Origin of the sequence: Achromobacter pestifer (assembly GCF_013267355.1) — a bacterium.
Lineage (GTDB): Bacteria > Pseudomonadota > Gammaproteobacteria > Burkholderiales > Burkholderiaceae_B > Achromobacter > Achromobacter pestifer_A.
Genome location: NZ_CP053985.1, coordinates 2350072 through 2372627 on the forward strand (window position 1 = coordinate 2350072; position 22556 = coordinate 2372627).

Annotated in this window: 20 protein-coding genes; 9 read left to right on the forward strand and 11 right to left on the reverse strand. The window is 67.5% G+C overall.

All coding sequences use genetic code 11. From position 1 onward, the window contains the following. The first annotated feature begins 51 nt into the window (after positions 1–51). Positions 52–1002 (forward strand): LysR family transcriptional regulator, encoded by a 951-nt coding sequence (locus FOC84_RS11405; RefSeq protein WP_173144514.1) that lies wholly within the window; start codon positions 52–54, stop codon positions 1000–1002. 28 nt (positions 1003–1030) lie between these two features. Here the strand turns inward: FOC84_RS11405 and FOC84_RS11410 are convergent, their stop codons facing one another. Continuing rightward, positions 1031–2008 (reverse strand): tripartite tricarboxylate transporter substrate-binding protein, encoded by a 978-nt coding sequence (locus tag FOC84_RS11410; protein WP_173144515.1) that lies wholly within the window; start codon positions 2006–2008, stop codon positions 1031–1033. Between the two features lie 182 nt (positions 2009–2190). On the opposite strand from FOC84_RS11410, the gene FOC84_RS11415 reads away from it, so the two are divergent. Next, positions 2191–3600: an MFS transporter gene (locus FOC84_RS11415; RefSeq protein ID WP_173144516.1), complete on the forward strand. Its 1410-nt coding sequence runs from the start codon at positions 2191–2193 to the stop codon at positions 3598–3600. A gap of 7 nt (positions 3601–3607) precedes the next feature. Here FOC84_RS11415 and FOC84_RS11420 read toward each other — a convergent pair whose 3' ends face one another. From FOC84_RS11420 to hutC, 7 genes are all read right to left on the reverse strand, one after another. Beyond that, a complete protein-coding gene (locus FOC84_RS11420; protein WP_254241957.1) occupies positions 3608–4360 on the reverse strand; it encodes a carbon-nitrogen hydrolase family protein in 753 nt (250 codons plus the stop codon). A 153-nt stretch (positions 4361–4513) separates the two neighbouring features. Next, positions 4514–5731 (reverse strand): imidazolonepropionase, encoded by a 1218-nt coding sequence (gene hutI / locus FOC84_RS11425; protein ID WP_173144518.1) that lies wholly within the window; start codon positions 5729–5731, stop codon positions 4514–4516. Between the two features lie 26 nt (positions 5732–5757). Next, positions 5758–7287, reverse strand: a complete 1530-nt coding sequence (hutH, locus tag FOC84_RS11430) for a histidine ammonia-lyase (RefSeq protein WP_173144519.1) — start codon at positions 7285–7287, stop codon at positions 5758–5760. 27 nt (positions 7288–7314) lie between these two features. Continuing rightward, positions 7315–8733: a purine-cytosine permease family protein gene (locus FOC84_RS11435; protein WP_173144520.1), complete on the reverse strand. Its 1419-nt coding sequence runs from the start codon at positions 8731–8733 to the stop codon at positions 7315–7317. Between the two features lie 66 nt (positions 8734–8799). Continuing rightward, the gene (gene hutU / locus FOC84_RS11440; RefSeq protein WP_173144521.1) at positions 8800–10479 is read right to left on the reverse strand and encodes a urocanate hydratase; all 1680 of its coding nucleotides are present in this window, start codon (positions 10477–10479) and stop codon (positions 8800–8802) included. 201 nt (positions 10480–10680) lie between these two features. Next, on the reverse strand, positions 10681–11283 hold the full coding sequence (locus FOC84_RS11445) for a HutD/Ves family protein (protein WP_173144522.1): 603 nt from the start codon (positions 11281–11283) through the stop codon (positions 10681–10683). Further along, entirely contained in the window at positions 11280–12023 is a 744-nt protein-coding gene (gene hutC, locus FOC84_RS11450) for a histidine utilization repressor (protein WP_173144523.1), read from the reverse strand. The genes FOC84_RS11445 and hutC overlap by 4 nt, the downstream gene beginning before the upstream one ends. Before the next feature lie 209 nt (positions 12024–12232). Between hutC and FOC84_RS11455 the strand changes: the two genes are divergently transcribed. The 3 genes from FOC84_RS11455 (at position 12233) to FOC84_RS11465 (ending at position 15753) form a co-directional block, all read left to right on the forward strand. Next, positions 12233–12523 (forward strand): metal-sensing transcriptional repressor, encoded by a 291-nt coding sequence (locus FOC84_RS11455; protein ID WP_041652083.1) that lies wholly within the window; start codon positions 12233–12235, stop codon positions 12521–12523. Between the two features lie 29 nt (positions 12524–12552). Further along, positions 12553–13662 carry an S-(hydroxymethyl)glutathione dehydrogenase/class III alcohol dehydrogenase gene (locus tag FOC84_RS11460; protein ID WP_059377025.1) on the forward strand — a complete coding sequence of 370 codons (1110 nt, stop codon included), beginning with the start codon at positions 12553–12555 and terminating at the stop codon, positions 13660–13662. 168 nt (positions 13663–13830) lie between these two features. After that, a complete protein-coding gene (locus FOC84_RS11465) occupies positions 13831–15753 on the forward strand; it encodes a bifunctional metallophosphatase/5'-nucleotidase (protein ID WP_173144524.1) in 1923 nt (640 codons plus the stop codon). A gap of 22 nt (positions 15754–15775) precedes the next feature. Here the strand turns inward: FOC84_RS11465 and FOC84_RS11470 are convergent, their stop codons facing one another. Together FOC84_RS11470 and FOC84_RS11475 are read right to left on the reverse strand one after the other, a co-directional pair. After that, the gene (locus FOC84_RS11470) at positions 15776–16900 is read right to left on the reverse strand and encodes a glycosyltransferase (protein ID WP_173144525.1); all 1125 of its coding nucleotides are present in this window, start codon (positions 16898–16900) and stop codon (positions 15776–15778) included. Beyond that, positions 16897–17889 carry a hypothetical protein gene (locus FOC84_RS11475; protein ID WP_173144526.1) on the reverse strand — a complete coding sequence of 331 codons (993 nt, stop codon included), beginning with the start codon at positions 17887–17889 and terminating at the stop codon, positions 16897–16899. The genes FOC84_RS11470 and FOC84_RS11475 overlap by 4 nt, the downstream gene beginning before the upstream one ends. 321 nt (positions 17890–18210) lie before the next feature. Between FOC84_RS11475 and panB the strand changes: the two genes are divergently transcribed. The 3 genes from panB (at position 18211) to FOC84_RS11490 (ending at position 20635) form a co-directional block, all read left to right on the forward strand. Next, the gene (panB, locus tag FOC84_RS11480; RefSeq protein ID WP_173144527.1) at positions 18211–19062 is read left to right on the forward strand and encodes a 3-methyl-2-oxobutanoate hydroxymethyltransferase; all 852 of its coding nucleotides are present in this window, start codon (positions 18211–18213) and stop codon (positions 19060–19062) included. A gap of 56 nt (positions 19063–19118) precedes the next feature. Further along, positions 19119–20228, forward strand: coding sequence for a YcjF family protein (locus FOC84_RS11485; protein ID WP_173144528.1), 1110 nt, complete (start codon positions 19119–19121; stop codon positions 20226–20228). A gap of 194 nt (positions 20229–20422) precedes the next feature. After that, positions 20423–20635: a DUF1059 domain-containing protein gene (locus FOC84_RS11490; RefSeq protein WP_088155269.1), complete on the forward strand. Its 213-nt coding sequence runs from the start codon at positions 20423–20425 to the stop codon at positions 20633–20635. A 95-nt stretch (positions 20636–20730) separates the two neighbouring features. On the opposite strand, the gene FOC84_RS11495 is transcribed toward FOC84_RS11490, so the two are convergent. Next, positions 20731–21771 (reverse strand): ornithine cyclodeaminase, encoded by a 1041-nt coding sequence (locus FOC84_RS11495; RefSeq protein ID WP_173144529.1) that lies wholly within the window; start codon positions 21769–21771, stop codon positions 20731–20733. 124 nt (positions 21772–21895) lie between these two features. Here FOC84_RS11495 and FOC84_RS11500 point away from each other — a divergent pair, with 124 nt between their 5' ends. Beyond that, positions 21896–22321: an Lrp/AsnC family transcriptional regulator gene (locus FOC84_RS11500; protein ID WP_013391031.1), complete on the forward strand. Its 426-nt coding sequence runs from the start codon at positions 21896–21898 to the stop codon at positions 22319–22321. The last annotated feature ends 235 nt before the right edge of the window (positions 22322–22556 follow it).

Genomic DNA, 22556 nt, shown 5'->3' on the forward strand with positions numbered 1-22556 from the left:
TCCTGGTAATAACTGAAATGCTATATTTTTATAGATTCATCAGGTAAATCTATGACCAAGCGCTCCGTTCCCGATGGCCACGCCGCACCCGTCCGCCAGCCCACGCTGCGCCAACTGCGCGGCTTCAAGGAAGTGGCCCGCCACGCTAGCTTCAGCCGCGCCGCCGAGGCCCTGGCGCTGAGCCAGCCGGCCCTGTCCGCCGCCATCCGCGAACTGGAGACGCTGATGGGCGTGGCCCTGTTCGAGCGCAGCACCCACCACGTGCGCCTGACGCCCGCCGGCCAGGCCGCGCGGGCCCAGATCGAATGGCTGCTCAACAGCTACACGCAGGGCGCCGAAGATTTGCAGCGCCTGCTGGACACGCAGGCCGCCACGGTACGCATCGGCTGCATTCCGTCCACCATGCACCTGCTGGCGCCGGTGGTGGCGCAATGGCGCCTGCGCCATCCCGAAATCGTGCTGATCCTCAGCGACCACCTCAACGACGAGCTGATGGCCGCGCTGGGCAACGGCGAACTGGACATCGGCCTGGGCCTGGACTTCGGCCTCGCGCCCGGCGTGGCGGCGGCCTTCGTGGCCGAGGACGATCTGGTGGCGGTGCTGGCCGACACGCACCGGCTGGCGCGGCGCCAGGCGGTGACCTGGCAGGACCTGAAGGCCGAACCGCTGGCCGTGCTGTCGCGCGGCAGCACCTACGAGATGATCGTGGCCACGCTGCGCCAGCAGGGCTCGGACCTGGCGGCGACCGACACCCTGAACTACACCGACACGCTCTACAGCCTGGTGCGCGCGGGTTTGCGCGTGGGCCTGATCTCGCGCCTGTACACGCAGGGGCAGCGCCAGGACGGCCTGGCCATCGTGCCATTGCAGCGGCCGCAGCTCACGCGCCGCATCTGCCTGATGGCGCGCGCCCCCGAACAGCAGGCCCGCGCCGCGGTGCGGCTCTGCCACGCCGAACTGGCCGGGCTGCTGCGCGCGCGCGCCGTCAGCCAGATGCCCTAGGAAGCCAGGCGAGGGCCGCGTCCTGCGTTCAACCGCCCGCTCGCGCCCGCCAAGCCTCGGCGCGTTCCGCCCAGGCCTGATGGATGGCGTCCATATTGCGCGCCAGCGTGGCGGCATCGCCAAAATTCACGCGCGAGCCCTGCAGGCGCAGCTGCGCGCGGACCTCGTCCGATTCAAGCGCGCGCGCCACCTGCCGCTGCAATTGCTCGACGCGGGCCGCCGACACGCCGCGCGGCGCGAACAGGCCGGCCACGCCGCCCCGCTCCAGCCCCGCGAAACCTTGCTCGGCAAAGGTGGGAACAACGGCCAGCTCCGCATGGCGGCCCGGCCCCGAAATGGCCAGCAGGCGCAGCCGCCCGGCGCTTGCCGGCTCCAGCAGTTCGGCCAGGGACGTCAGGCCCAGCTCCAGATAGCCCGCCTGCAGATCCGTCACCAACGGCGCGCCGCCGCGATAAGGCACTGCCGTGGCCGCCACGCCGAAACGCTCGCCCAGCAGCCCCACGGCCAGTTCCGGCACGCTGCCGGGCGCCGGCACGCCCACCGACAGCGCGCCCGGGTGCCCACGCAGATCCTGCAGTTTCAGCCAAGGCGAATCCGCCCTGACCGCCAGCGCAATGGCGCTCTTGTCCGTCACCTGCGCCACGGCCGCGAAGTCGCCAGGCGAGGCATAGCCGGCCCCCTCTACGATATGCGGCACGATGGCCAGGGTGTGTTCGTTGGAGAGCAGCAAGGTGTGGCCGTCCGGCCGCGCCGCCAGCAGCTCCTGCGCCGCCAGCAGGCCGCCGGCGCCCGGCCGGTTCTCGACCAGCACCACTTCGCCCAGGCCGGCCTCCAGCTTCCGCGCCAGCAGGCGCGCGATCACGTCCACCCCGCCGCCCGGCGGAAAACCGACCAGGATGCGCGTCAGCGGCACCGCGCGCAGACGTCCCGCCGCCGCGGCCCCCAGGGCGCCCAGCGCGAGCGCCGGCAAGAGCCTGCGGCGCGGCAGGGATACGGCAGATGGCATGTTCGATGACTCCTCGCGGACGCGGACCGGCTCCGCGCAAGGCGGCAGGATAAGGAGAAACGCCCTACAAGAAAAGCCTGTCCCCTGGGTGGCTCGCGGGCCGCGTTTCTTAACACGTTCTAGAATCAGTGATCGCGGCTCCCCGGCCCTTCGCCCGGATGCCCTCTCCAGCGGTCCTGCACATGCTCTCGTTCTCCCGCCATACCGTCTATCCTGCCGGCGTCGGCCTGCCGGCAACCGAACGCCCGGGCGCGCTCCTGGCCGTCATGCTGGCGCTATGCATGGCTAGCCTGGACACCGCTATCGCCAACACGGCGCTGCCCACCATCGCGCGGGACCTGCAGGCCAGCGACGCAGGCTCGATCTGGATCGTCAGCGGCTATCAGCTGGCCATGGTGGCGGGCCTGCTGCCGGCCGCGGCGCTGGGCGAGATCCTGGGCCATCGGCGGGTCTACATCGTGGGGCTGGCCATCTTCATCCTGTCCTCGCTGGCCAGCGGCCTGGCGCCGTCGCTACCCACGCTGGTGACGGCGCGTGTGCTGCAGGGCCTGGGCGCGGCCGGCGTCATGAGCGTCAACGGCGCCCTGCTGCGCTTCATCTACCCCTCGCGCCTCCTGGGCCGCGGCCTGGGCCTGAACGCCATGGTGGTGGGCATCGCCTTCGCGGCGGGGCCCACCGTGGCCTCGACCATTCTGCTGCTGGGATCCTGGCACTGGCTGTTCCTAATCAACGTGCCCATCGGCCTGCTGGCGTTCGCGCTGGGCCTGCGCAAGCTGCCCGAAACCGTGCGCGCGCCGCATCGCTTCGACGGTCTGGCGGCGGCGCTATGCGCCCTGACGCTGGGCTTGTTCGTGCTGGGCGCGAACGAACTGGCGCACGCCGCCCCCCTGCCGCGCGTGGCGCTGGAATGGGGCGTCGCCGCGGCCAGCCTGTGGCTGCTGATGCGCCGGCAGGCGGGCCATCCCGCGCCCATCCTGGCGGTGGACCTGCTGCGCCGGCCCTTGTTCGCCTTGTCCGCCGCCACCGCCGTCTGCGCCTTCGCGGCCCAGGCGCTGGCTTTCGTGTCGCTGCCGTTCATGCTTCAGACCATGCTGGGCTACAGCCAGGTGCAGACCGGCTTTCTCATCACGCCCTGGGCGGTGGTGGTGGCGATCATGGCGCCCATCGCGGGGCGGCTGTCCGACCACTATGCGGCCGGCACCCTGGGCGGCGTGGGCCTGGCGCTGCTGGCGCTGGGCCTGGCCCTGCTGGCGCTGATGCCGGCCGCGCCCTCGGTCTGGGACATCTGCTGGCGCATGGCCATCTGCGGCGCCGGATTCGGCTTCTTCCAATCGCCCAACCTGCGCGCCATCATGATGTCGGCGCCGGCCTCCCGGGCCGGCGGCGCCAGCGGCATGATAGGAACGGTGCGGCTGCTGGGCCAGTCCTCGGGCGCGGCCCTGGTGGCCGCCTGTTTCAATGTTTCCAGCACCCACGGCGCCATCGCCGCACTGTGGCTGGGTTGCGGCTGCGCCACGCTGGCCTGCGCCGCCAGCTTTTCGCGGCTGCGCTTTGACGCGACCGAACCGGTGCAGGCCAACTCGGCGCGCTAGCGCCGCGCTATTCCCGGACGTAGCACGGGTATAGCGACTGCTGCGCGCGCGAACGGGCAGGATCCACCTCGATCGCCACGATGGATTCCGTATCGTTGGATTGCGCCAGGGGTTCGCCATCGGGTTGGAATGCGAACGCCGTGCCCCCGAACACCTGCCCCGCCGCCGTGCGCCCCGCGCGGTTCGAGCTGACCACATAGCAGCCCGACACCAGCGCGGCCATGGCGCCCGCCGTCAGCCAGCGGCGCGTCGACGCGCTGCTGGCTCGCGGCGCCACGATCAACTCCGCCCCCGCGCGTCCATAGGCGCGCGCGCGCTCGTTGAACATCAGCTCGGTGCACAGTTGCACCCCCAGGCGTATGCCGCCCACCTCGAACACCTCGAAGCCGTCGAAGGTGGAATGGAACCAGGTCGCTTCGAAATAGCCCGGTTCCTCCGGGAAGTACTGCTTGTGATGCAATCGCGTGTAGCGGCCGTCCTGCAGGGCGAACGCCTCGTTGGCCAGCCGTCCGCCCGCATGCACTGGCCGCGACGAGACGATGGCCGGCACCCCCAGCTCCGCCAGCGCGTCCAGGCCAGCCTCGTGGATACGCACCGACGCCGCCGCGCGGGCGGCGTCGTACCGCGGGTCCGCCGCCAGCCAGGGACCGAATGGCATTTCATTGGTCACGAGCAGATCCGGGGCCAGCTCGCCGATGCGTTCGGCCATGCCTTCCCAGGTTGCGCCTTTGGGTTCGAGATCGACCGGCCCTTCCATCATGCATATCCGCATGCCCACACCCCATCTGTTCGCGCATCGTGCGCCCCGGAATGGGCGCGTCATGCAGGCATGGTAGACGGCCTGTGGCGGTTACGGGCGCGCAACGGCACGAGCCGTCCGTTGCGGGCGCGATCCTGTCCGGATCTGCCTGTCTCAGGCCAGCGTCGCGGCGTCTACCGGCGCGCCGTGGCGCACCACCCGCTTGGGCAGGTCGCCGCCTATCCAATAGGCCAGCTCGGCCGGATGCTGCACCTCCCAGGCGACGAAGTCCGCGTACTTGCCCGCTTGCAGCGTGCCATGCGTGGCCTGCAGGCCCAGCGCCTTCGCCGCATGCGCGGTGGCCCCGGCCAACGCCTCTTCGGGGGTAAGCCGGAACAGCGTGCAGGCCATGCTCAGCATCAGCCGCAACGACAGCACGGGCGAGGTGCCGGGATTCAGGTCGCTGGAGATGGCGATGGGCACGCCATGGCGGCGCAACAGGTCGATGGGAGGCAGCTTGGTCTCGCGCAGCGCGTAGAACGCGCCGGGCAGCAGCACCGCCACCGTGCCGGCCTGCGCCATCGCCAGCACATCGCTTTCGGTCAGGTATTCCAGGTGGTCCGCCGACCAGGCCCCATAACGGGCGGCCAGCGTCGCGCCGTGCAACGAGGACAATTGCTCCGCATGCAGCTTCACGGGCAGCCCCAGTTCACCCGCGGCCTGGAACACCCGTTCGACCTGTTCCGGCGTGAAGGCCAGATGCTCGCAGAACGCGTCCACCGCATCGATCAGGCCCTCGGCCGCCAGCACCGGCAACATGCGGCGCGCGACTTCATCGATGTAATCGTCTGCGCGCCCCGCATATTCGGGCGGCAGCGCGTGCGCGGCCAGACAGGTCGCGCTGATGGTCAGCGGCAGGGTCTGGCCCAGGCGCCGCGCCACGCGCAGCATCTTGCGCTCGTTGGGCAGATCCAGCCCGTAGCCGGACTTCACTTCCAGCGTGGTCACGCCGTCGCGCATCAGATGCAGGGCGCGCTTGCGCGCGCTGGCGTAGAGTTCGTCCTCGCTCGCGGCGCGGGTGGCGCGCACGGTGCTGGCGATGCCGCCGCCCTGTGCGGCAATGGTGGCGTAGTCCACGCCTTGCAGGCGCTGCTCGAACTCCTGGCTGCGGTTGCCGCCGAATACCAGGTGGGTGTGGCAATCGATCAGCCCGGGCGTGACCCAGGCGCCGCCCAGATCGTGTTCGCGGGTCGTTTCGGCGGGCGGCAATTGCGCTTCGGGGCCGATCCACTCGATGCGGTTCTCGCGCGTCACGATGGCGGCCCGTTCTATCACGGAGTACTTGCCCTGTGCCATGGTGGCGGCATGGCAATTTCGCCAGACCTGTCTCATGCGTACGCTCCTGTTGCGCGCCGATGTCAAAGGCTGGGCAGCAGGCCTGCCGGCACCAGCGCCGTCAAACCTTGGCCGGCGATGAGCTGGCTGGCGGCTTCGATGTCGGGCGCGAAGAAGCGGTCCCGCTCGTAGTGCGCCACTTTCTCGCGCAGCAGGCTGCGGGCGCGCTCCAGCTTGGGCGCGGTCTTCAGGCCCTGGCGGAAATCCAGGCCTTGGCAGGCGCCCAGCCACTCGATCGCGAGGATGTCGCGCACGTTCTCGGCCATGGGCCAGAGCCGCTTGCCCGCATTCGGCGCCATGGACACGTGGTCCTCCTGGTTGGCGGACGTAGGCAGGCTGTCCACGCTGGCCGGGTGCGCCAGCGCCTTGTTGTCGCTGGCCAGCGCCGCCGCGGTCACCTGGGCGATCATGAAACCCGAATTCACGCCGCCGTTGCTCACCAGGAACGGCGGCAGCCGCGACATGTGCTTGTCCATCATCAGCGAGATGCGCCGCTCGGACAGCGCGCCGATCTCGGCGAGCGCCAGCGCCAGGTTGTCGGCCACCAGGGCCACCGGCTCGGCATGGAAGTTGCCGCCCGAAACCACATCGCCCTGGTCAGCGAACACCAGAGGATTGTCCGATACCGCGTTGGATTCAATCTCCAGCACCTGCGCCGCATGGCGTATCTGCGTCAGGCAGGCGCCCATGACTTGCGGCTGGCAACGCAGTGAATACGGATCCTGGACCTTGTCGCAGTTGGCATGCGAATGCCCGACCTCGCTGTCCTCGGTCAGCAGATCGCGGAACACGGCCGCCACGTCGATCTGGCCAGGCTGGCCGCGCGCGGCGTGGATGCGGGCATCGAACGGTGCGCGCGAAGCCAGCATCGCCTCCACGCTGAGGCTGCCGCAGACCAGCGCGGCCGCCAGCAGGTCCTCGGCCTCGAACAGGCCGCGCAGCGCGTAGGCGGTCGAGACCTGCGTGCCATTCAGTAGCGCCAGACCTTCCTTGGCCGCCAGCGTCAAAGGTTCCAGCCCTGCCTGGGCCAGCGCTTCGCGCGCGGGCAGCCAGGCGCCGCGATGACGCGCCTTGCTCTCGCCCAGCAACAGCAGTGACATGTGCGCCAGCGGCGCGAGGTCGCCCGACGCGCCCACCGATCCCTTCAGCGGTATGTGAGGATAGACCTCGGCGTTCACCAGCGCGATCAGCGCGTCGATCACCTTGCGGCGAATGCCCGAATAGCCTCGCGCCAGGCTATTGATCTTCAGCACCATGATCAGCCGCACCATCGCGTCATCCAGCGCCTCGCCTACTCCGGCCGCATGCGAAAGCACCAACGAGCTCTGTAGCGCTTCCAGATCCTCGCGCGCGATGCGGGTGGTGGCCAGCAGGCCGAAGCCGGTGTTGATGCCGTAGGCCGTGCGGCCTTCAGCGATGATGCGCTCGACGCAGGCCACGCTGGCCTCGATAGGCCCGGCGGCAACCGGGTCCAGCGTCACGCGCGCCGGCTGTTGGTAGACGCGACGCAGGTCGGCCAGGGTCATGCGGCCGGGTGTCAGATGCAATTCCATTGTTGTTCTCCTAGGCGCGTTCCAGCGTCATGGCGTATGGGTCGCGCGGGCGGCGCCGCGATGTCGCGGTGCGGCATCCCGGCGCGCGAAAAAGTAATACAGGATGCTGGGCACGACCAGGCCGATGATCCACGAGATATCCACGCCACCCAGGCGCTCGACCATCGGACCAGTGTAGAGCTTGGTCGAGATGAAGGGCATCTGCAACAGCACGCCGAACAGGTAGATCAGAATCCCCGGCCAGTTCCAGCGGCCATAGCGTCCGTTCGGATCCGACAACGCCTGCACGTCGTATTGCCCGCGGCTCACGAAGTAGTAATCCACCAGATTGACCGCGCTCCACGGCACGAAGAACGCCAGCAGGAAGAGGATGAAGGACTTGAACGCGTTCAGGAAGGAATGCTGCCCGATCAGCGCCACCGCCGTGGCCGCCGCGACGATCACCAGTACCAGCAGCGCACGCTGCCGGCGGGAGATCTCCACGTGCCCGCGAAAGCCGCTGGCGATGGTCGCGATGCACATGAAACTGCCGTAGGAGTTCAACGTCGAGATCGTGACCTTGCCGAACGCGATGGTGAAATACAGCAGAGCGGCCGTGGCCCCCGTGCCGCCCAGCCCGACGATGTAGGCAACCTCGCGTCCAGCGAACTGTCCGGCCGCCATCGCCGCGGCCAATACGCCCAGCACCATCGCGATCTGCGCGCCCAGCACGGAACCCAGCCCCACCGCCAGAAAGGTCTTGAATGACGAGGTCCGGCTCGGCAGGTAGCGCGAGTAGTCCGCCACGTAAGGGCCGTAGGCGATCTGCCACGATGCGGCCAGCGACACCGCCAGCAGGAAGGAACTCCACGAGAAATGGCGGATCTGCAGCAGCTGGCCGACGTCGCCCAGCGCGATCACCCGGCTGAACAGATAGAAGAAGGCGATGATGCCCAGCACCGTCGCAATCCGTCCGATGATGTGGATCATGCGGTAGCCAAACAGCGTCACCCCGACGATCACCGCAGCGAAGATCAGGATGCCGGCCGTGTCGCTCACGCCGAACAGCTGGCCCAGGGCCTGTCCCGACAATACCGTGCCCGTGGCGGTAAATCCCAGATACATCAGGCACACCAGCACGATGGGTATCGCCGCGCCATAGACGCCGAACTGTACCCGGCTGGAGATCATCTGCGGCAATCCCAGTTTCGGACCCTGAGCCGCATGCAGCGCCATGACCGCACCGCCGAATACCTGCCCGACGAACAACCCGATCAGCGACCAGAAGACGTCGCCGCCCAACACCACAGCCAGTGCGCCGGTGATGATGGCGGTGATCTGCAGATTGGCGCCCATCCACAGCGTGAACTGGCTGTAGAGCTTGCCGTGGCGCTCCTCTTCGGGAATGAAATCGATCGAGCGCCGCTCGATGAGCGGCCCTCTTGCTGCCTGGATGTCCTGAGTCATTGCGTAGTCTCGGTCATGGCGTGTGGACGGGCGCGGTCTAGGCCCGCGGGTATGGGTGGCGCGGTATCAGCGCTTGGCCGCAAGCATGGGCAGATTCAGGCCCTGCTCCTGCGCGCATTCAATGGCGGCCTCATAGCCGGCGTCGGCATGACGCATAACACCCGTGCCCGGATCGTTGGTCAGCACGCGGGCGATGCGCTCGGCGGCCTCGTCCGTGCCGTCGCAGACGATGACCATGCCGGCATGCTGCGAGAAGCCCATGCCCACGCCGCCGCCATGGTGCAGCGACACCCAGGTGGCGCCGCTGGCCGTGTTGAGCAGGGCATTCAGCAGCGGCCAGTCGGAAACCGCATCCGAACCGTCGCGCATGGATTCGGTTTCGCGATTGGGGCTGGCGACGGAGCCGGAATCCAGGTGGTCGCGGCCGATGACGATGGGCGCCGACAGTTCACCGGTGCGGACCATTTCATTGAACGCCAAGCCCAGCTTGGCGCGCTGGCCCAGGCCCACCCAGCAGATGCGCGCCGGCAGGCCCTGGAAGCTGATGCGCTCGCGCGCCATGTCCAGCCAACGGTGCAGGTGCGCGTCATCGGGAATCAGTTCCTTGACCTTGGCGTCGGTCTTGTAGATGTCTTGCGGATCGCCCGACAGCGCGGCCCAACGGAACGGGCCCACGCCGCGGCAGAACAGCGGCCGGATGTAGGCGGGCACGAAGCCCGGGAAGTCGAATGCGTCCGCCACGCCTTCTTCCTTGGCCATCTGGCGGATGTTGTTGCCGTAGTCGAAGGTGGGGATGCCCTGGCGCTGGAACGCCAGCATGGCCTGCACATGCACGGCCATGGATTGCTTGGCGGCTTTGATGACGGCGGCCGGCTCGCGCTTGGCGCGCGCGCGGTAGTCCTGCCAGGTCCAGCCCAGCGGCAGATAGCCGTTCAGGGGATCATGCGCGCTGGTCTGGTCGGTCACCATGTCGGGGCGCACGCCGCGGCGCACCAGTTCGGGCAGGATCTCGGCGGCATTGCCGCACAAGGCGACGGAGACGGCGCGGCCTTCCTGCGTGTACTTGGCGATGCGCGCCAGCGCGTCGTCCAGGTCGCGGGCCTGCTCGTCCACATAGCGGGTACGCAGGCGGAAGTCGATGCTGGTCTGCTGGCATTCGATGTTCAGCGAGCAAGCGCCGGCCAGCGTGGCCGCCAGCGGCTGCGCGCCACCCATGCCGCCCAGGCCGGCGGTCAGCACCCAACGGCCCTTGAGGTTGCCGCCGTAGTGCTGGCGGCCCGCCTCGACAAAAGTTTCGTATGTGCCTTGCACGATGCCCTGGCTGCCGATGTAAATCCAGCTGCCGGCCGTCATCTGGCCATACATGGCCAGACCCTTGGCGTCCAGTTCGTTGAAATGTTCCCAGGTGGCCCAGTGGGGCACCAGATTGGAGTTGGCGATCAGCACGCGCGGCGCGTTGGCGTGGGTCTTGAAGACGCCCACCGGCTTGCCCGACTGCACCAGCAGGGTTTCGTCCTCGTTCAGGTTCTTGAGCGATTCGACGATCTTGTCGTAACAGTCCCAGTCGCGGGCGGCGCGGCCGATGCCGCCGTAAACCACCAGTTCCTTGGGGTTCTCGGCCACGTCGGGATCCAGGTTGTTCATCAGCATGCGCAAGGGGGCTTCGGTCAGCCAGCTCTTGGCGTTCAGTTGCTTGCCGCGCGGCGCGCGGATGACGACATCGCGGTATCGGGTTGAATTTTCCAAGAGGCTCTCCTTGATCGGTTCGGCGGCGCGCCTGACGCGGGCGCTTCGGTTGCCTGAATCATAGGATGCCTATGCTTGTATATACAAGCTTATAAGACCAATACAGGGCTAGGGATTTCCCGTATGCAAGAAGCCGGAACGGCAAGCGTCCTGAATTTTCACGGGCCGAAAAAAAGGCCGCGCAAGGCGGCCTCTGGGAAATCAGACGACCCGCGGCAGCAGTTCGATCACGCAGGCATCCAACGCAGCCTCGCTTTCCAGGCGGTACTCAACCAGGCCGTCCCTCGTCTCGACGTGCAGGCAGTCATAGCGCGAGGGCAGCGCGTGCGGCGCGCCATTGATGCCAACCGACAGCGAGCGGCCGGCGTTCAGCACCAGTACGTGGCGCGCGGCGCTGTGAAAAGTCCATGGCCCCGCGCCCGCCACCCATTGCAGCCGGGCATGGCAGCGCGCCGGCGCGTAGATCAGGTTGAAGTCACGTATCGGTCCGTCCAGCAGGCGGCATTGCACCTGGGCATCGCCCGGGAAGGCATAGGCCTGGCGCGGCGCCAGCGGCGCCTGCTCGCTGCCGTCCACCGTCAATTGGATGCCCTGGCCTTCCAACACGGTGATGATGCGCTGGTAGCCGGTGAACGCGGAAAAGCCGCCGTCCTCGGCCACATCGGCGATGGACAGGCGCCAGTCGAACGCGGCGCTGCTGCCGCCGGGATTGCAGGCGACTTCCTGCGTGGTGCCGCCGCCGTTGCGCCAGGGCATGCGCGGATAGTCAGCGGCGCGGTACAGATGGACTTCGGGTTGCTTCATGAGGTGAACTTGCCTTCCAGGCGATGCCGGGAACCAGGGTGAATCAAACGGGCCAGGGTGACGGCGCGGTCGCCCGACCAGGTACGGCGGCTGATCAGCAGACAGGGTTCGTCGCGCTCGATCTGCAGCAACTGGCATTCGCGCGGCTTGGCGAGAATGGCCTCGACCACGTGCTCGCCTTCGCTCAGCGGCGCGACGCGCGTCAGGTATTCGTACGGCGTGCTGTGCGTGAAGTCCTGCTTCAGGTAGTCCGGCGCCAGGCGCACATTGACGTAGCGGTCCTCCAGTTGGATCGGCAGGTCGTCTTCGTAGTGCACGATGATCGAGTGATACACCGGCTGCCCGGCGCGGATATCCAGCGCCAGCGCCTGTTCGGCGCCCGCCGGCTCTTCGGCCAGGCGCACCACGCGGCTATGGTGGCGATGGTTGCGCGCCGCGATCTCGTCGGCGATGTTGTTGACGGCGAACAGCGCCGAACGCGCCTTGGGCTGGGCCACGAAGGTGCCCACGCCCTGCATGCGCACCAGCAGCCCCTCGGCCGTCAATTCACGCAGGGCGCGGTTGATGGTCATGCGGCTGAAGCCGAGCTCATCGACCAGTTCGCTTTCCGACGGCACCCGGTAATGTTCCGGCCATGCGCCGCTGCGGATCTGCTGCGCGATCATCTGCTTGACCTGCGCATAGAGCGGCGCGGGCGGCGCATTGGCCTGGATGGGCAATTTGGGAGGATGGGAGGCCACGGAAGATCCTGTAGTGCGGCGCCAGGCGAGGGATGGCGGTCAGCGCCTAGTATAGACAGGTATAGAAGGCTTTCGCGCCGGCGCGACCGGCGCGGCCGCGGCTTGCCGCCAGCGCCGCGCCTAGGCATCGCCCCCAGCGCGGGAGTACCGTAGTGGACGTGGGAAGCCAGATTTTCTATACTCCCCCCCTGTATTTATCGGAGCCTGCCGTGCCGCACTCCCCGGAAGAGAAAAAGCGCGTCGTCACCCGCTTGCGCCGCATCCAGGGCCAGGCGCTGGCGCTGGAGCGGGCCGTGAACGAAGGCACGGAATGCGGCGCGCTGCTGCAGCAGCTGGCCGCCTTGCGCGGCGCCGCCACCGGCCTCATGGCCGAGGTGCTGGAAAGCCATCTGCGCGAAACCTTCCTCCAATCCGCCCAGGGCGGCCGCCAGGACGCCACGATCGAACCCGAAGCGGAGATCGATCTCTTGATGCGCCTGGTCCGTTCCTATTTGAAATAACGCTATCTGACATACGTGGAGCCCTAACTATGAAATCACGCGCAGCAGTCGCATTCGGACCCGGCAAGCCGCTGGAAATCGTTGAAATCGACGTCGCGCCGCCGCAGCGCGGCGAGGTGCTGGTGAAGATCACCCATACCGGCGTCTGCCACACCGACGCCTTCACCCTGAGCGGCGACGACCCCGAAGGCCTGTTCCCCGCCGTGCTGGGCCACGAGGGCGCGGGCGTGGTGGTCGAAGTCGGCGAAGGCGTGACCTCGCTCAAGCCGGGCGACCACGTCATTCCGCTCTACACGGCCGAATGCCGCGAGTGCAAGTTCTGCCTGTCCGGCAAGACCAACCTGTGCCAGAAGGTGCGCGCCACCCAAGGCAAGGGCGTCATGCCCGACGGCACCTCGCGCTTCAGCTACGAAGGCAAGCCGCTCTACCACTACATGGGCTGCTCGACCTTCAGCGAATACACCGTGGTCAACGAGATCTCGCTGGCCAAGATCAACCCGGCGGCCCCGCACGAAAAGGTCTGCCTGCTGGGTTGCGGCGTCACCACCGGCCTGGGCGCCGTGCACAACACTGCCAAGGTCAAGGAAGGCGACACGGTCGCCGTGTTCGGCCTGGGCGGCATCGGCCTGGCCGTGATCCAGGGCGCGGTGCAGGCCAAGGCCGGCCGCATCATCGCCGTGGACACCAACCCCAACAAGTTCGTGCTGGCCAGCGCCATGGGCGCCACCGACTGCGTCAACCCCAAGGACCACGACAAGCCGATCCAGGACGTCATCGTCGAAATGACCGACGGCGGCGTGGACTTCTCGTTCGAATGCATCGGCAACGTGCATGTGATGCGCGCGGCGCTGGAATGCTGCCACAAGGGCTGGGGCGAAAGCATCATCATCGGCGTGGCCGGCGCCGGCCAGGAAATCAGCACCCGTCCGTTCCAGCTGGTCACTGGCCGCGTCTGGCGCGGTTCGGCCTTCGGCGGCGTCAAGGGCCGCACCCAGCTGCCGGGCATGGTGGAAGACGCCATGAGCGGCAAGATCGACCTGGACCCGTTCGTGACGCACACGCTGCCGCTGGAACGCATCAACGAAGCCTTCGACCTGATGCATGAAGGCAAGTCGATCCGCACCGTCATCCACTACTAAGCCCAAGCCTTGCGGCAACGACGGGCCCGGCGCGGCATGCGCCGGGCCCGTTGCTTTTCCATGACAGGCTTGCGACACGCCGCAAGCCATATGACAGCACTGTCATTCATTTCGGCGTCATCTTGACCCGCGACCATTCGCCCTCCGATGACAGAGGGGTACACGCGAATGAACACGTGGAAGAGGAACGCGGGCGCGGCCATGCTGAGCGCACTGGCGCTGTTGGCCGGCTGCGGCGGCGGCGACGATGATGACGACAAGCCCGTCGAACAGCCCGAGCAGCCAGCGCCCGGCCGGCCGATGGAACTGACGATCCTGCACATCAACGATCATCATTCCAATCTGGACAGCAAGAAGAAAGATCTGAAACTCAAGAACGCCGCCGGCGCGCGCGTCGCCGTGAACGCCGACACTGGTGGGTTCCCGCGAGTGACCGGCGCAATCAACGCGCTGGCAGCGCAATCCGCCAACGTCCTCAAGCTGCATGCAGGCGACGCCACCACCGGCACGCTGTACTTCAACCGCGCGGGCGAGCCAGGCGAGGCCGACGCGGCCATGATGAACACCGTCTGCTTCGACGCCATGACTCTGGGCAACCATGAGTTCGACAAGGGCGACAGCGGCTTGAAGCGCTTCATCGAACTGCTGCACGCAGGCGCCTGCCAGACGCCCGTGCTGAGCGCCAACGTCACGTTCGCCGCCGGTTCGGCGCTGAACCCCACGCGCGCGCCTGGCATGGTCAAGCCCGCCGTGGTCCTCAAACGCGACGGCCAGGATATCGGCCTGGTCGGCCTGACCATCGCCGCCAAGACCCAGCAGTCGTCCAGCCCGGACGTCGGCACCGTGTTCTCGGACGAGACCGCGGCGGCGCAGCGGCAGATCGATGCGCTGCGCGCGCAGGGCGTGAACAAGATCGTGGTGATGAGCCACATCGGCTACAGCTATGACAAGCAGGTGATCGCGCAGCTGAGCGGCGTGGACGTGGTGGTCGGCGGCGATTCCCACACGCTGCTGGGCCCCGCCGCCATGGCGGACTACGGCGTGGGCTCGCCCGCGGGCGCCTATCCCACCGTGCTGCAGGACAAGGACGGCAAGCGCGTCTGCCTGGTGCAGGCCTGGGAATACTCGCAGGTGGTCGGCGAACTGAAGGTGAGCTTCGACGCCAACGGCGACGTCACCGCCTGCGCCGGCACGCCGCACGTGCTGATGGACGGCCCGCTGAAAGTGGCCGGCGCCGCGCCTTCGGCCGCGGACGCGGCCGCGATCCAGGCCGACGTGCAGGCCAGCGGCTTCCTGCGCATGCAGACGCCGGACGCGCAGGCTGCGGCCGTGCTGCAGCCGTTCAAGGCCCGGGTCGATCAGTTCAGCCGCAGCCTGGTCGCCTCGGTGCCACAGGAACTGTGCTCCCGCCGTGTGCCGGGCGGCCCGGGCTCGCGCGACTACAGCCGCTCCAGCGCCGCCTGCAACACCCTCGGCAGCGTCAGCCTGCGCGGCGGCGACATCCAGCAGTTGGTGGCCCAGGCCTACCTGGACGTGGCCAACGCCAGCTACGGCGGCGCCGACATCTCGCTGCAAAGCGGCGGCGGCGTGCGCGTGCCGCTCCTGGGCAACGCGACAGCCGCCAACGTGATCGAGGTGGTGCCTTTCGGCAATATGCTCTGGCGCCTGGACGTGACCGGCACCGAGGTCAAGAGCATGCTGGAAGACGGCATGCAGGCGGTGTATGGCACGGGCGGCTCCACCGGCCCGTATCCGTACGCCGGCGGCCTGCGCTGGGACGTGAATGCGGCCCAGGCCCAGGGCAGCCGCGTGTCCAACATCGAAGTGCGGGATCAGGCCAGCGGCAACTGGCTGCCGCTGGACGCAGGCCGCAGCTACAAGCTGTTCGTGCTGAGCTTCAACGCCACCGGCGGTGATGGCTACAAGACCCTGGCGAATGTGCCTGCCTCGCGCCGGCAGGACATCGGCGTGCTCGACGCCGATGTGCTCCAGGCCTACATCGACAAGCAGGCCAAGGACCCCGTCAGCGGCCTGCCAGTGCTGAACCTGCTGCCCGTGAGCCTGTACAGCACCAAGACGTACAGCGAGTAGCGGCAGACGCCGGGTGCGGCCGTCAGGCCGGCTGCACCCGGCTTTCGTGATAGACGCGCTCGGTCTTGCCGACGAATGTCGTCAGCGAAAATTCCCGTAGCGCCGTGCTGCGGGCCTCGGCCCCCATCACGCCCAAGGCTTCGCGGTTTTCCAGGATCTTCGACAGCGCCTCGACAATGCTGTCCACCGAGGCCGGCGGCACCACCCAGCCGTCGCGGCCGTCGGTGACGTTCTCGGGCAGCCCGCCCACCGCGCTGACGATCACGGGATTGCCGGCCGCCATCATCTCGCGGCAGGCGAAGGAAATCGTCTCCAGCTTCGACGACAGCACAAAGCCCACGTCCAGCGCCGACAGGAAGGGGCCGACGTCGTCCAACAGGCCGGTGAACACCACCTGCTCCGACATGCCCAGTTCGCTGACGCGGCGCATCTGCTCCGCGTCCGGCAGCTTGCCCGCGATCAGCACCACCACCTGCCGCCGCTTGCTCTCGGGCAGCATGGACACGGCAGTCACCATGTCCAGCCAGTTCTTGTAGACCGCCGTGCCGGCATTGCTGCCGATGACCAGCCGGCCCTGCATGCCCTCGGGCAACAGGCTGTCGCGCGCCTGCGCCGCCTCGCGGCGCGAGGCCGGGCTGCATTTTTCCGTGTCCACGCCGTTGTGCACCACCCGCAGGTCTTCATTGCGGAAGACCGACTGCTTCATGCGGCGAAATGTGTGAGTACACACACAGATGACGCGGTTGGTGCCCCATTTTGCGCGCACCCGCGCGCCCAGGCTGTTGGCGCTGCGGTCGGTGTGCTGGGTGTAAACCATGAAGGGACGCCGCGCGCCCATGCCCACGGTCGCCAGCATGCACAGGCGGTGATCGGCCGAGCCGTTGGCGTGGACCACGTCGAAGCGTTCGTCGCGCAGCAGAGCCCGCAGGCGCCGCAGCGCGCGCAGCTGCTGCAGCGGCCGGCCTTTGAACTCCAGGGCCAGCGTGCGCACGCCAGGCAGGGCGGCGGCCTCGGCCAACAGGCGGCTGCTGGCGGGCGCGGCCACTGTCACCTCAGACTTCTCGCACAGGATGCGCGCCAGCGACATCACGTAGGTGGTGTGGCCGCCGCCATCGCCTTGGTGGAAATTGGTATACAGAATCTTCATGGGGTCATACTCGAAAACGGCTGCGCAGGCAGCAGGCAGCTCCAGTCGCGCTTCTCGAACACATCGTCCCCCAGCCGGCTGGCGGGCGACAGGTTGTAGACCTTGATGCCGCGTTCGCCGAGCAGCCGGCTGGCTTGCCGGAACGCGGGTTCGATGTGTCCAGAGAATTGCCGGTCCAGCGCGGTGGACAGCTGCGTTGCCGCGCTTTCATAGAATCGGGGGCCCGCCGCGGCCGTGAGGTCCAGGCCGTGCAGGTAAATGGTTTTCGCGCCCAGCCACGCCAGCAGCTGCAGGCCCGTGTAGGCAACGGTGCCGCCGCCGAACAGGCCGCGCGGCGGGTCCAGGCTGAAGCCGTGCGCATGCACCGGATTGCGCGCGTCGAACAGCACCAGCCCGGGATCGGCGGCCAGCCGCGCTTCCAGCTCCTCCGGCCGTGCACGCGGCTGCAACGCGCGTTGGTGCACCTCTTCGAACAGCGCGATGCGGCAGCGCACGGCATTGCGGTCGAACAGGAAGCCGATCCAGCGATAGACCTCGGGCGTGACGAACAGCGTCAAGTCCTGCGCCAGCACTTCCGCCACCAGTTCGCGCCTGCGGTTGACGAAACCCGCATCCAGCATCGCGTAGTAGTCGAAACGCAGGGACGGATGTTGGCGCCGCAACGCGATCGAACCGTTGACGCCCATCGCCACGTCCAGCCGGCAACGCGCATAGTCGATCTGGGCGACGGAAGGGCCGCTGAGTATCAGGTGCGCGTCCGCGCCGATGCCGCGCGGCAGTTGCTCCAGCGGCGTAACGGGAGGCCCCTGCACGCCGCGCAGCTCGCAGCCGGTCAGCCGCTCTTGCGAATCGCGTTGCACCGTCACGAAAGGCCAAAGCGTTTCGTTATGGCGATATTCGGCGGACCGGGTGTGGCGGTAGAAGTAGCGCAAGCCCTTGGTCAGCGGACGCGAACGCAGCAAGCGTGGAATAAGCCCGGGACTAGGCATGAGCAGTGTTGCGCGGAAGCCGCGAAATAACCTTGTAAGCGCCGAATTCTACGCAGGCGCACCCGTCAAAGAAGCGATAGAACCCTTGCAGATGTAACGTTTTAGGCAGCGCCATAAAGCGTCCCCAAATTGCTTGCACACCGTTTCCACAGAGCACGCCGGCGCGCGACCGCCAAACTTCGATTACGTTTTGCCGCAAAGATTAGCCCCCAAGATCGCGCCGTGCGCTAAGCGCCGGGCCTGACCTGTGCCCTTCCGCTACGATGCGGGTATCGCAATATCCCGAATCAAGCACTGCAACTCTCGATAGGAAGGAATTCGATGTCCACGACCGCCACCCTGAACGCAGCCGCCGCGGCCGCCAGCCAGCCCCGCCTGAGCGTGCCCGGTTTCCGGGCCCGCAAGCGCCAGGAGCCCCTGGTGATGCTGACGGCCTACACGGCACGCATGGCCGAGCTGCTGGATCCGCATTGCGACGCCCTGCTGGTGGGCGACAGTCTGGCGCAGACGATCTACGGACTGCCTTCCACCGTGCCCGTCACGCTGGACCTGATGATTGCGCACGGCGCCGCCGTGGTGCGCGGCTCGCGCCGGGCGCTGGTCGTCGTCGACATGCCTTTCGGCAGTTATGAGGAAAGCCCCGAACAGGCCTTCCGTTCCGCGGCGCGCATCATGAAGGAAACCGGCGCGGGCGCGGTCAAGCTGGAAGGCGGCCAAAGCATGGCCGCCACCGTCGCCTATCTATCGGCGCGCGGCATCCCGGTCATGGGCCATGTGGGCCTGACGCCGCAGGCCGTGAACATCCTGGGCGGCTACGGCGCGCGCGGCCGCGGCGAAGCCGAGTACGCCCGCATCGCCGCCGATGCCGCCGCCGTGGCGGACGCCGGCGCGTTCTCGCTGGTGATCGAAGGCGTGGTCGAGCCGCTGGCGGCGTCGATCACCGAGGCCGTCGCCTGCCCCACCATAGGCATAGGCGCGTCCGGCCGCTGCGACGGCCAGGTGCTGGTGGTGGACGACATGCTGGGCATGTTCGACCGCACCGCGCGCTTCGTGAAGCGCTACGACGACCTGGCCGGCCGCATCCAGCAGGCCGCGCAGACCTATGCCGGCGAAGTCCGCGCGCGGACTTTCCCCGAATCGGCCCATCTTTACGGCGTGCCGGGCAGCGCCTGATGACGGCGCGCGTTTCTCGCTAGAATCGTCCCCATGCCCTTCTTCGCACACACCTCATGAGCACGCCCCGCATGGACACGCCCCAATTGCAGGACGCCATCGCGGACGCCATCAGCACCGCGACGCGCGGCGCGGGGCGCGTGAACATCCTGGTCGCGGGCAAGACCGGCGTGGGCAAGAGCACGCTGATCAACGCCGTGTTCCGCGGCGACCTGGCCAAGACCGGCGCAGGCAAGCCCGTCACCCAGTCCACCCAGGAATTCACCCGGGCCGGCCATCCGCTCACCATCATCGACACGCGCGGGCTGGAAGTCGGCGACTACGAGCGCTCGCGCCAGCAGCTGGCGGACCTGATCCAGGAACGTTCGGCCTCCGACGACCAGGACAGGCATCTGCATGTGGCCTGGCTCTGCATCCAGGACAGCAGCCATCGCGTGGAAGACGCGGAAATCGAGCTGTGCAATATGCTGTCCGATGCCGGTATCCCCGTCGTGGCGGTGCTGACCAAGGCGCGCAAGAACAGCCCCTTCGTCGACGAGGCGCGCAAGCTGTTGCCGCGCGCCAAGCAGGTGGTGGCGGTGCGCGCGCTGCCGGAATGGATCGAGGAACTGGACGCGGAGCTGCCGCCCATGGGCCTGGACAACCTGATCGAAGCCACCGCCCTGCACATCCCCGAGGCGCAGCAGCGCGCCTATGCCAATGCCCTGTCCACCCGCAACAAGAAAGCCCTGGAAGTAAAAAAAAAGCGGGCTGAGATAGAAGTCAACGTGGCCGCAGGCCTGGCCGCCTCGGCCGCCGCCGCCCCCATTCCGTTCTCGGACGCCGTTGCGCTGGTGCCCATCCAGGTCGGCATGATCGCCAAGATCGGCATCACCTTCGGCATGGAACTGAATACGGCCGCCATCACCACGCTGGTCACCTCCACGCTGGGCGCGTCCGCGGCCACGCTGATCGGGCGCTCAGTGGTCTCCGGGCTGCTTAAGTTCATTCCAGGCGCGGGCAGCGCGGTGGGCGGCACCATCGCCGCCACCACCGCCGGCGCCATCACCAAGCTGCTGGGCAATGCCTACGTGGCCGTGCTGTACGACTTCTGCCTGAAGAATCCGGGCAAGGACATCGACATCTCGATGATCGCCAAGGCCTTGAAGCAGCGCGTCACCTTCTGAGGCGCGCTGCACCCGCACCAGTGCCTGCGCACTAGCGCGAACCGCCGCTTGCGAATTGCGCCGCTGCCGCGGCGCCAGATCTATACTTTTCGGACCGCCCCCGCCGCTGTGACGCGCCAACGGCCCGGGCGTCCCGCGCCGCGCGCCGGATGCTCTTGCGCAGGCCCAGGCAGCCTGCGCGCAGGGAGAGGTTCATGACTCGCAAATACATCGATTGCCGCGAATACCCCAGCGCAATGAACTGCACGGTGGCGCTGGCCGCGGATTCCGAAGGTGAATTGCTGGAAGCGGCCGTGCAGCACGCCACCACGGTGCACAAGCATGCCGACACGCCCGAGCTGCGCTCGCAGCTGAAGTCGCTATTCCATGACGGCACGCCGCCGGCTGAAACCCCCAGCCGCGCGTGAGCACGTCTGGGGCCGCATCAGCGCCGGCGCGTTCCGCCACGCCGGCGCTAGCGCATTTCCTGCATGGCCTGCGCGGATGCCGCCGCGCGTAAGCGCTAGGCCCGAACCGGAACAAGCGCAGCCGCGCGCACCACCTCGAACAGGTTCTTCGGATCCGGCAGTTGCGGCGCGACCTCGATGCGGGCGCCCACGCCATGGCGGATGGCGGCGTCGCGCAGCCAGCGCAGCGCCGAGAAGTCCTCCAGCGCAAAGCCCACCGAATCGAAAATGGTCACTTCGGCTGCGCTCTTGCGGCCGGCGGACTGGCCCGTCAGCACCCGCCACAGTTCCGTCACCGCGAAGTCGGCCGGCATCTGCTGCAGATCGCCCTCGATGCGCGTCTGCGGCTCGTATTCCACGAACACCGGCCCCGCGCGCAGCACGTCCGCGTGCAGCTCCGTCTTGCCGGGGCAGTCGCCGCCGACCCCATTGATGTGCATGCCCGGCTCGACCATGTCCGCGGTCAGGATGGTGGCGTAGGCCTTGTCCGCCGTCACCGTGGTGACGATGTCCGTGCCCTTGACCGCGTCCGCCGCACTATCGAAGCGCACCACGCGCAAGCCGGGCACTGAAGCCAGATTGCTTTCAAGCTTGCGTGTGGCGCCTGCGTCCACGTCGTAGACGTGCAGGGTGTCGATGCCCAGGATGTGATGGAAGGCCAGCGCCTGGAACTCGCTTTGCGCGCCGTTGCCGATCAGCGCCATCTTGCGCGAATCCGGCCGGGCCAGCGCGCGCGCCGCCAGGGCGGATGTCACGGCCGTGCGCAATGCGGTGGTCAAGGTCAGTTCGCTGATCAGCAGCGGCTCGCCCGTGTCGACCTGCGCCAGCGCGCCGAACGCCATCACGGTGGACAGGCCGGCCTGCGGATTGCCGGGGTGGCCGTTCACGTACTTGAAGGAGTAGTACTCGCTGTCGGCGGTGGGCATCAATTCGATCACGCCGGTTGCCGAGTGGCTGGCCACCCGCGCGCTCTTGTCGAACTCCTGCCATCGAAGAAAGTCCGACAGCAGATAGTCCAGCAGACCGGAAAAGACCTGTTGCGGGCCTTGCAAGGCCACGATGTGGGCCACGTCGGAAGTTGAAAGCAGCATCGTCAATTTGTTCTCCCCGAGTTATGGAACAGAAATTCTGGGGGATGGGCAAACCAATTAATAGTGACAACAATCCACACAAAACGCTAAGATTCTGCCATTCTGGCATCAACAATTAGCACTTTTAACAATGGATACGCTAGATCAGAACCTGCTCGGCCTATTGCGCGCCGATGCCCGCATGTCCGTCGCCACCCTAGCGAAGAAACTGGACGTCTCGCGCGGCACCATCGACAACCGCATCCGCAAGCTGGAAGAGCGGGGCATCATCCGCGGCTATACCGTGCGCCTGCGCCCGGAAGTGGAAACCGAGGACATCGTCGCCTGGATGAGCATCGCCGTCGAAGGCCACGAAACCCGCAAGATCGTGAGCCTGCTCATGGGCGAGCCCAGCGTGGCGGGCCTGCACGACACCAACGGCCGCTGGGATCTGCTGGCCGAACTGCGCGTGCCCACCATCGACCAGCTGTCCGAGGTGCTGGACCGCCTGCGCACCCTTAAGGGCATTGCCGCCACCGAAACCAGCATCCATCTCAAGACCTTCAAGGCGCTTTGAGGGCTGGCATACGGGGAAACCCGATATAAAACTTTGCACGGCCTCCATGACGCAGCGTTATGCATGGCGCCACGGCGGCCTCTGCCCGACCGGCGAAATTCCCCGCTGAATCATGGCCTTAGCGTGAAGCGCGCGATTCCGCGCGGCGCGCGGTGCAAGCGCGGCGCCCGGTTCCGGATTTCCGCCCGTGCATGCATGCTGGCGCCTTCAGCCTGGAGATCCACACCGTGAGTAA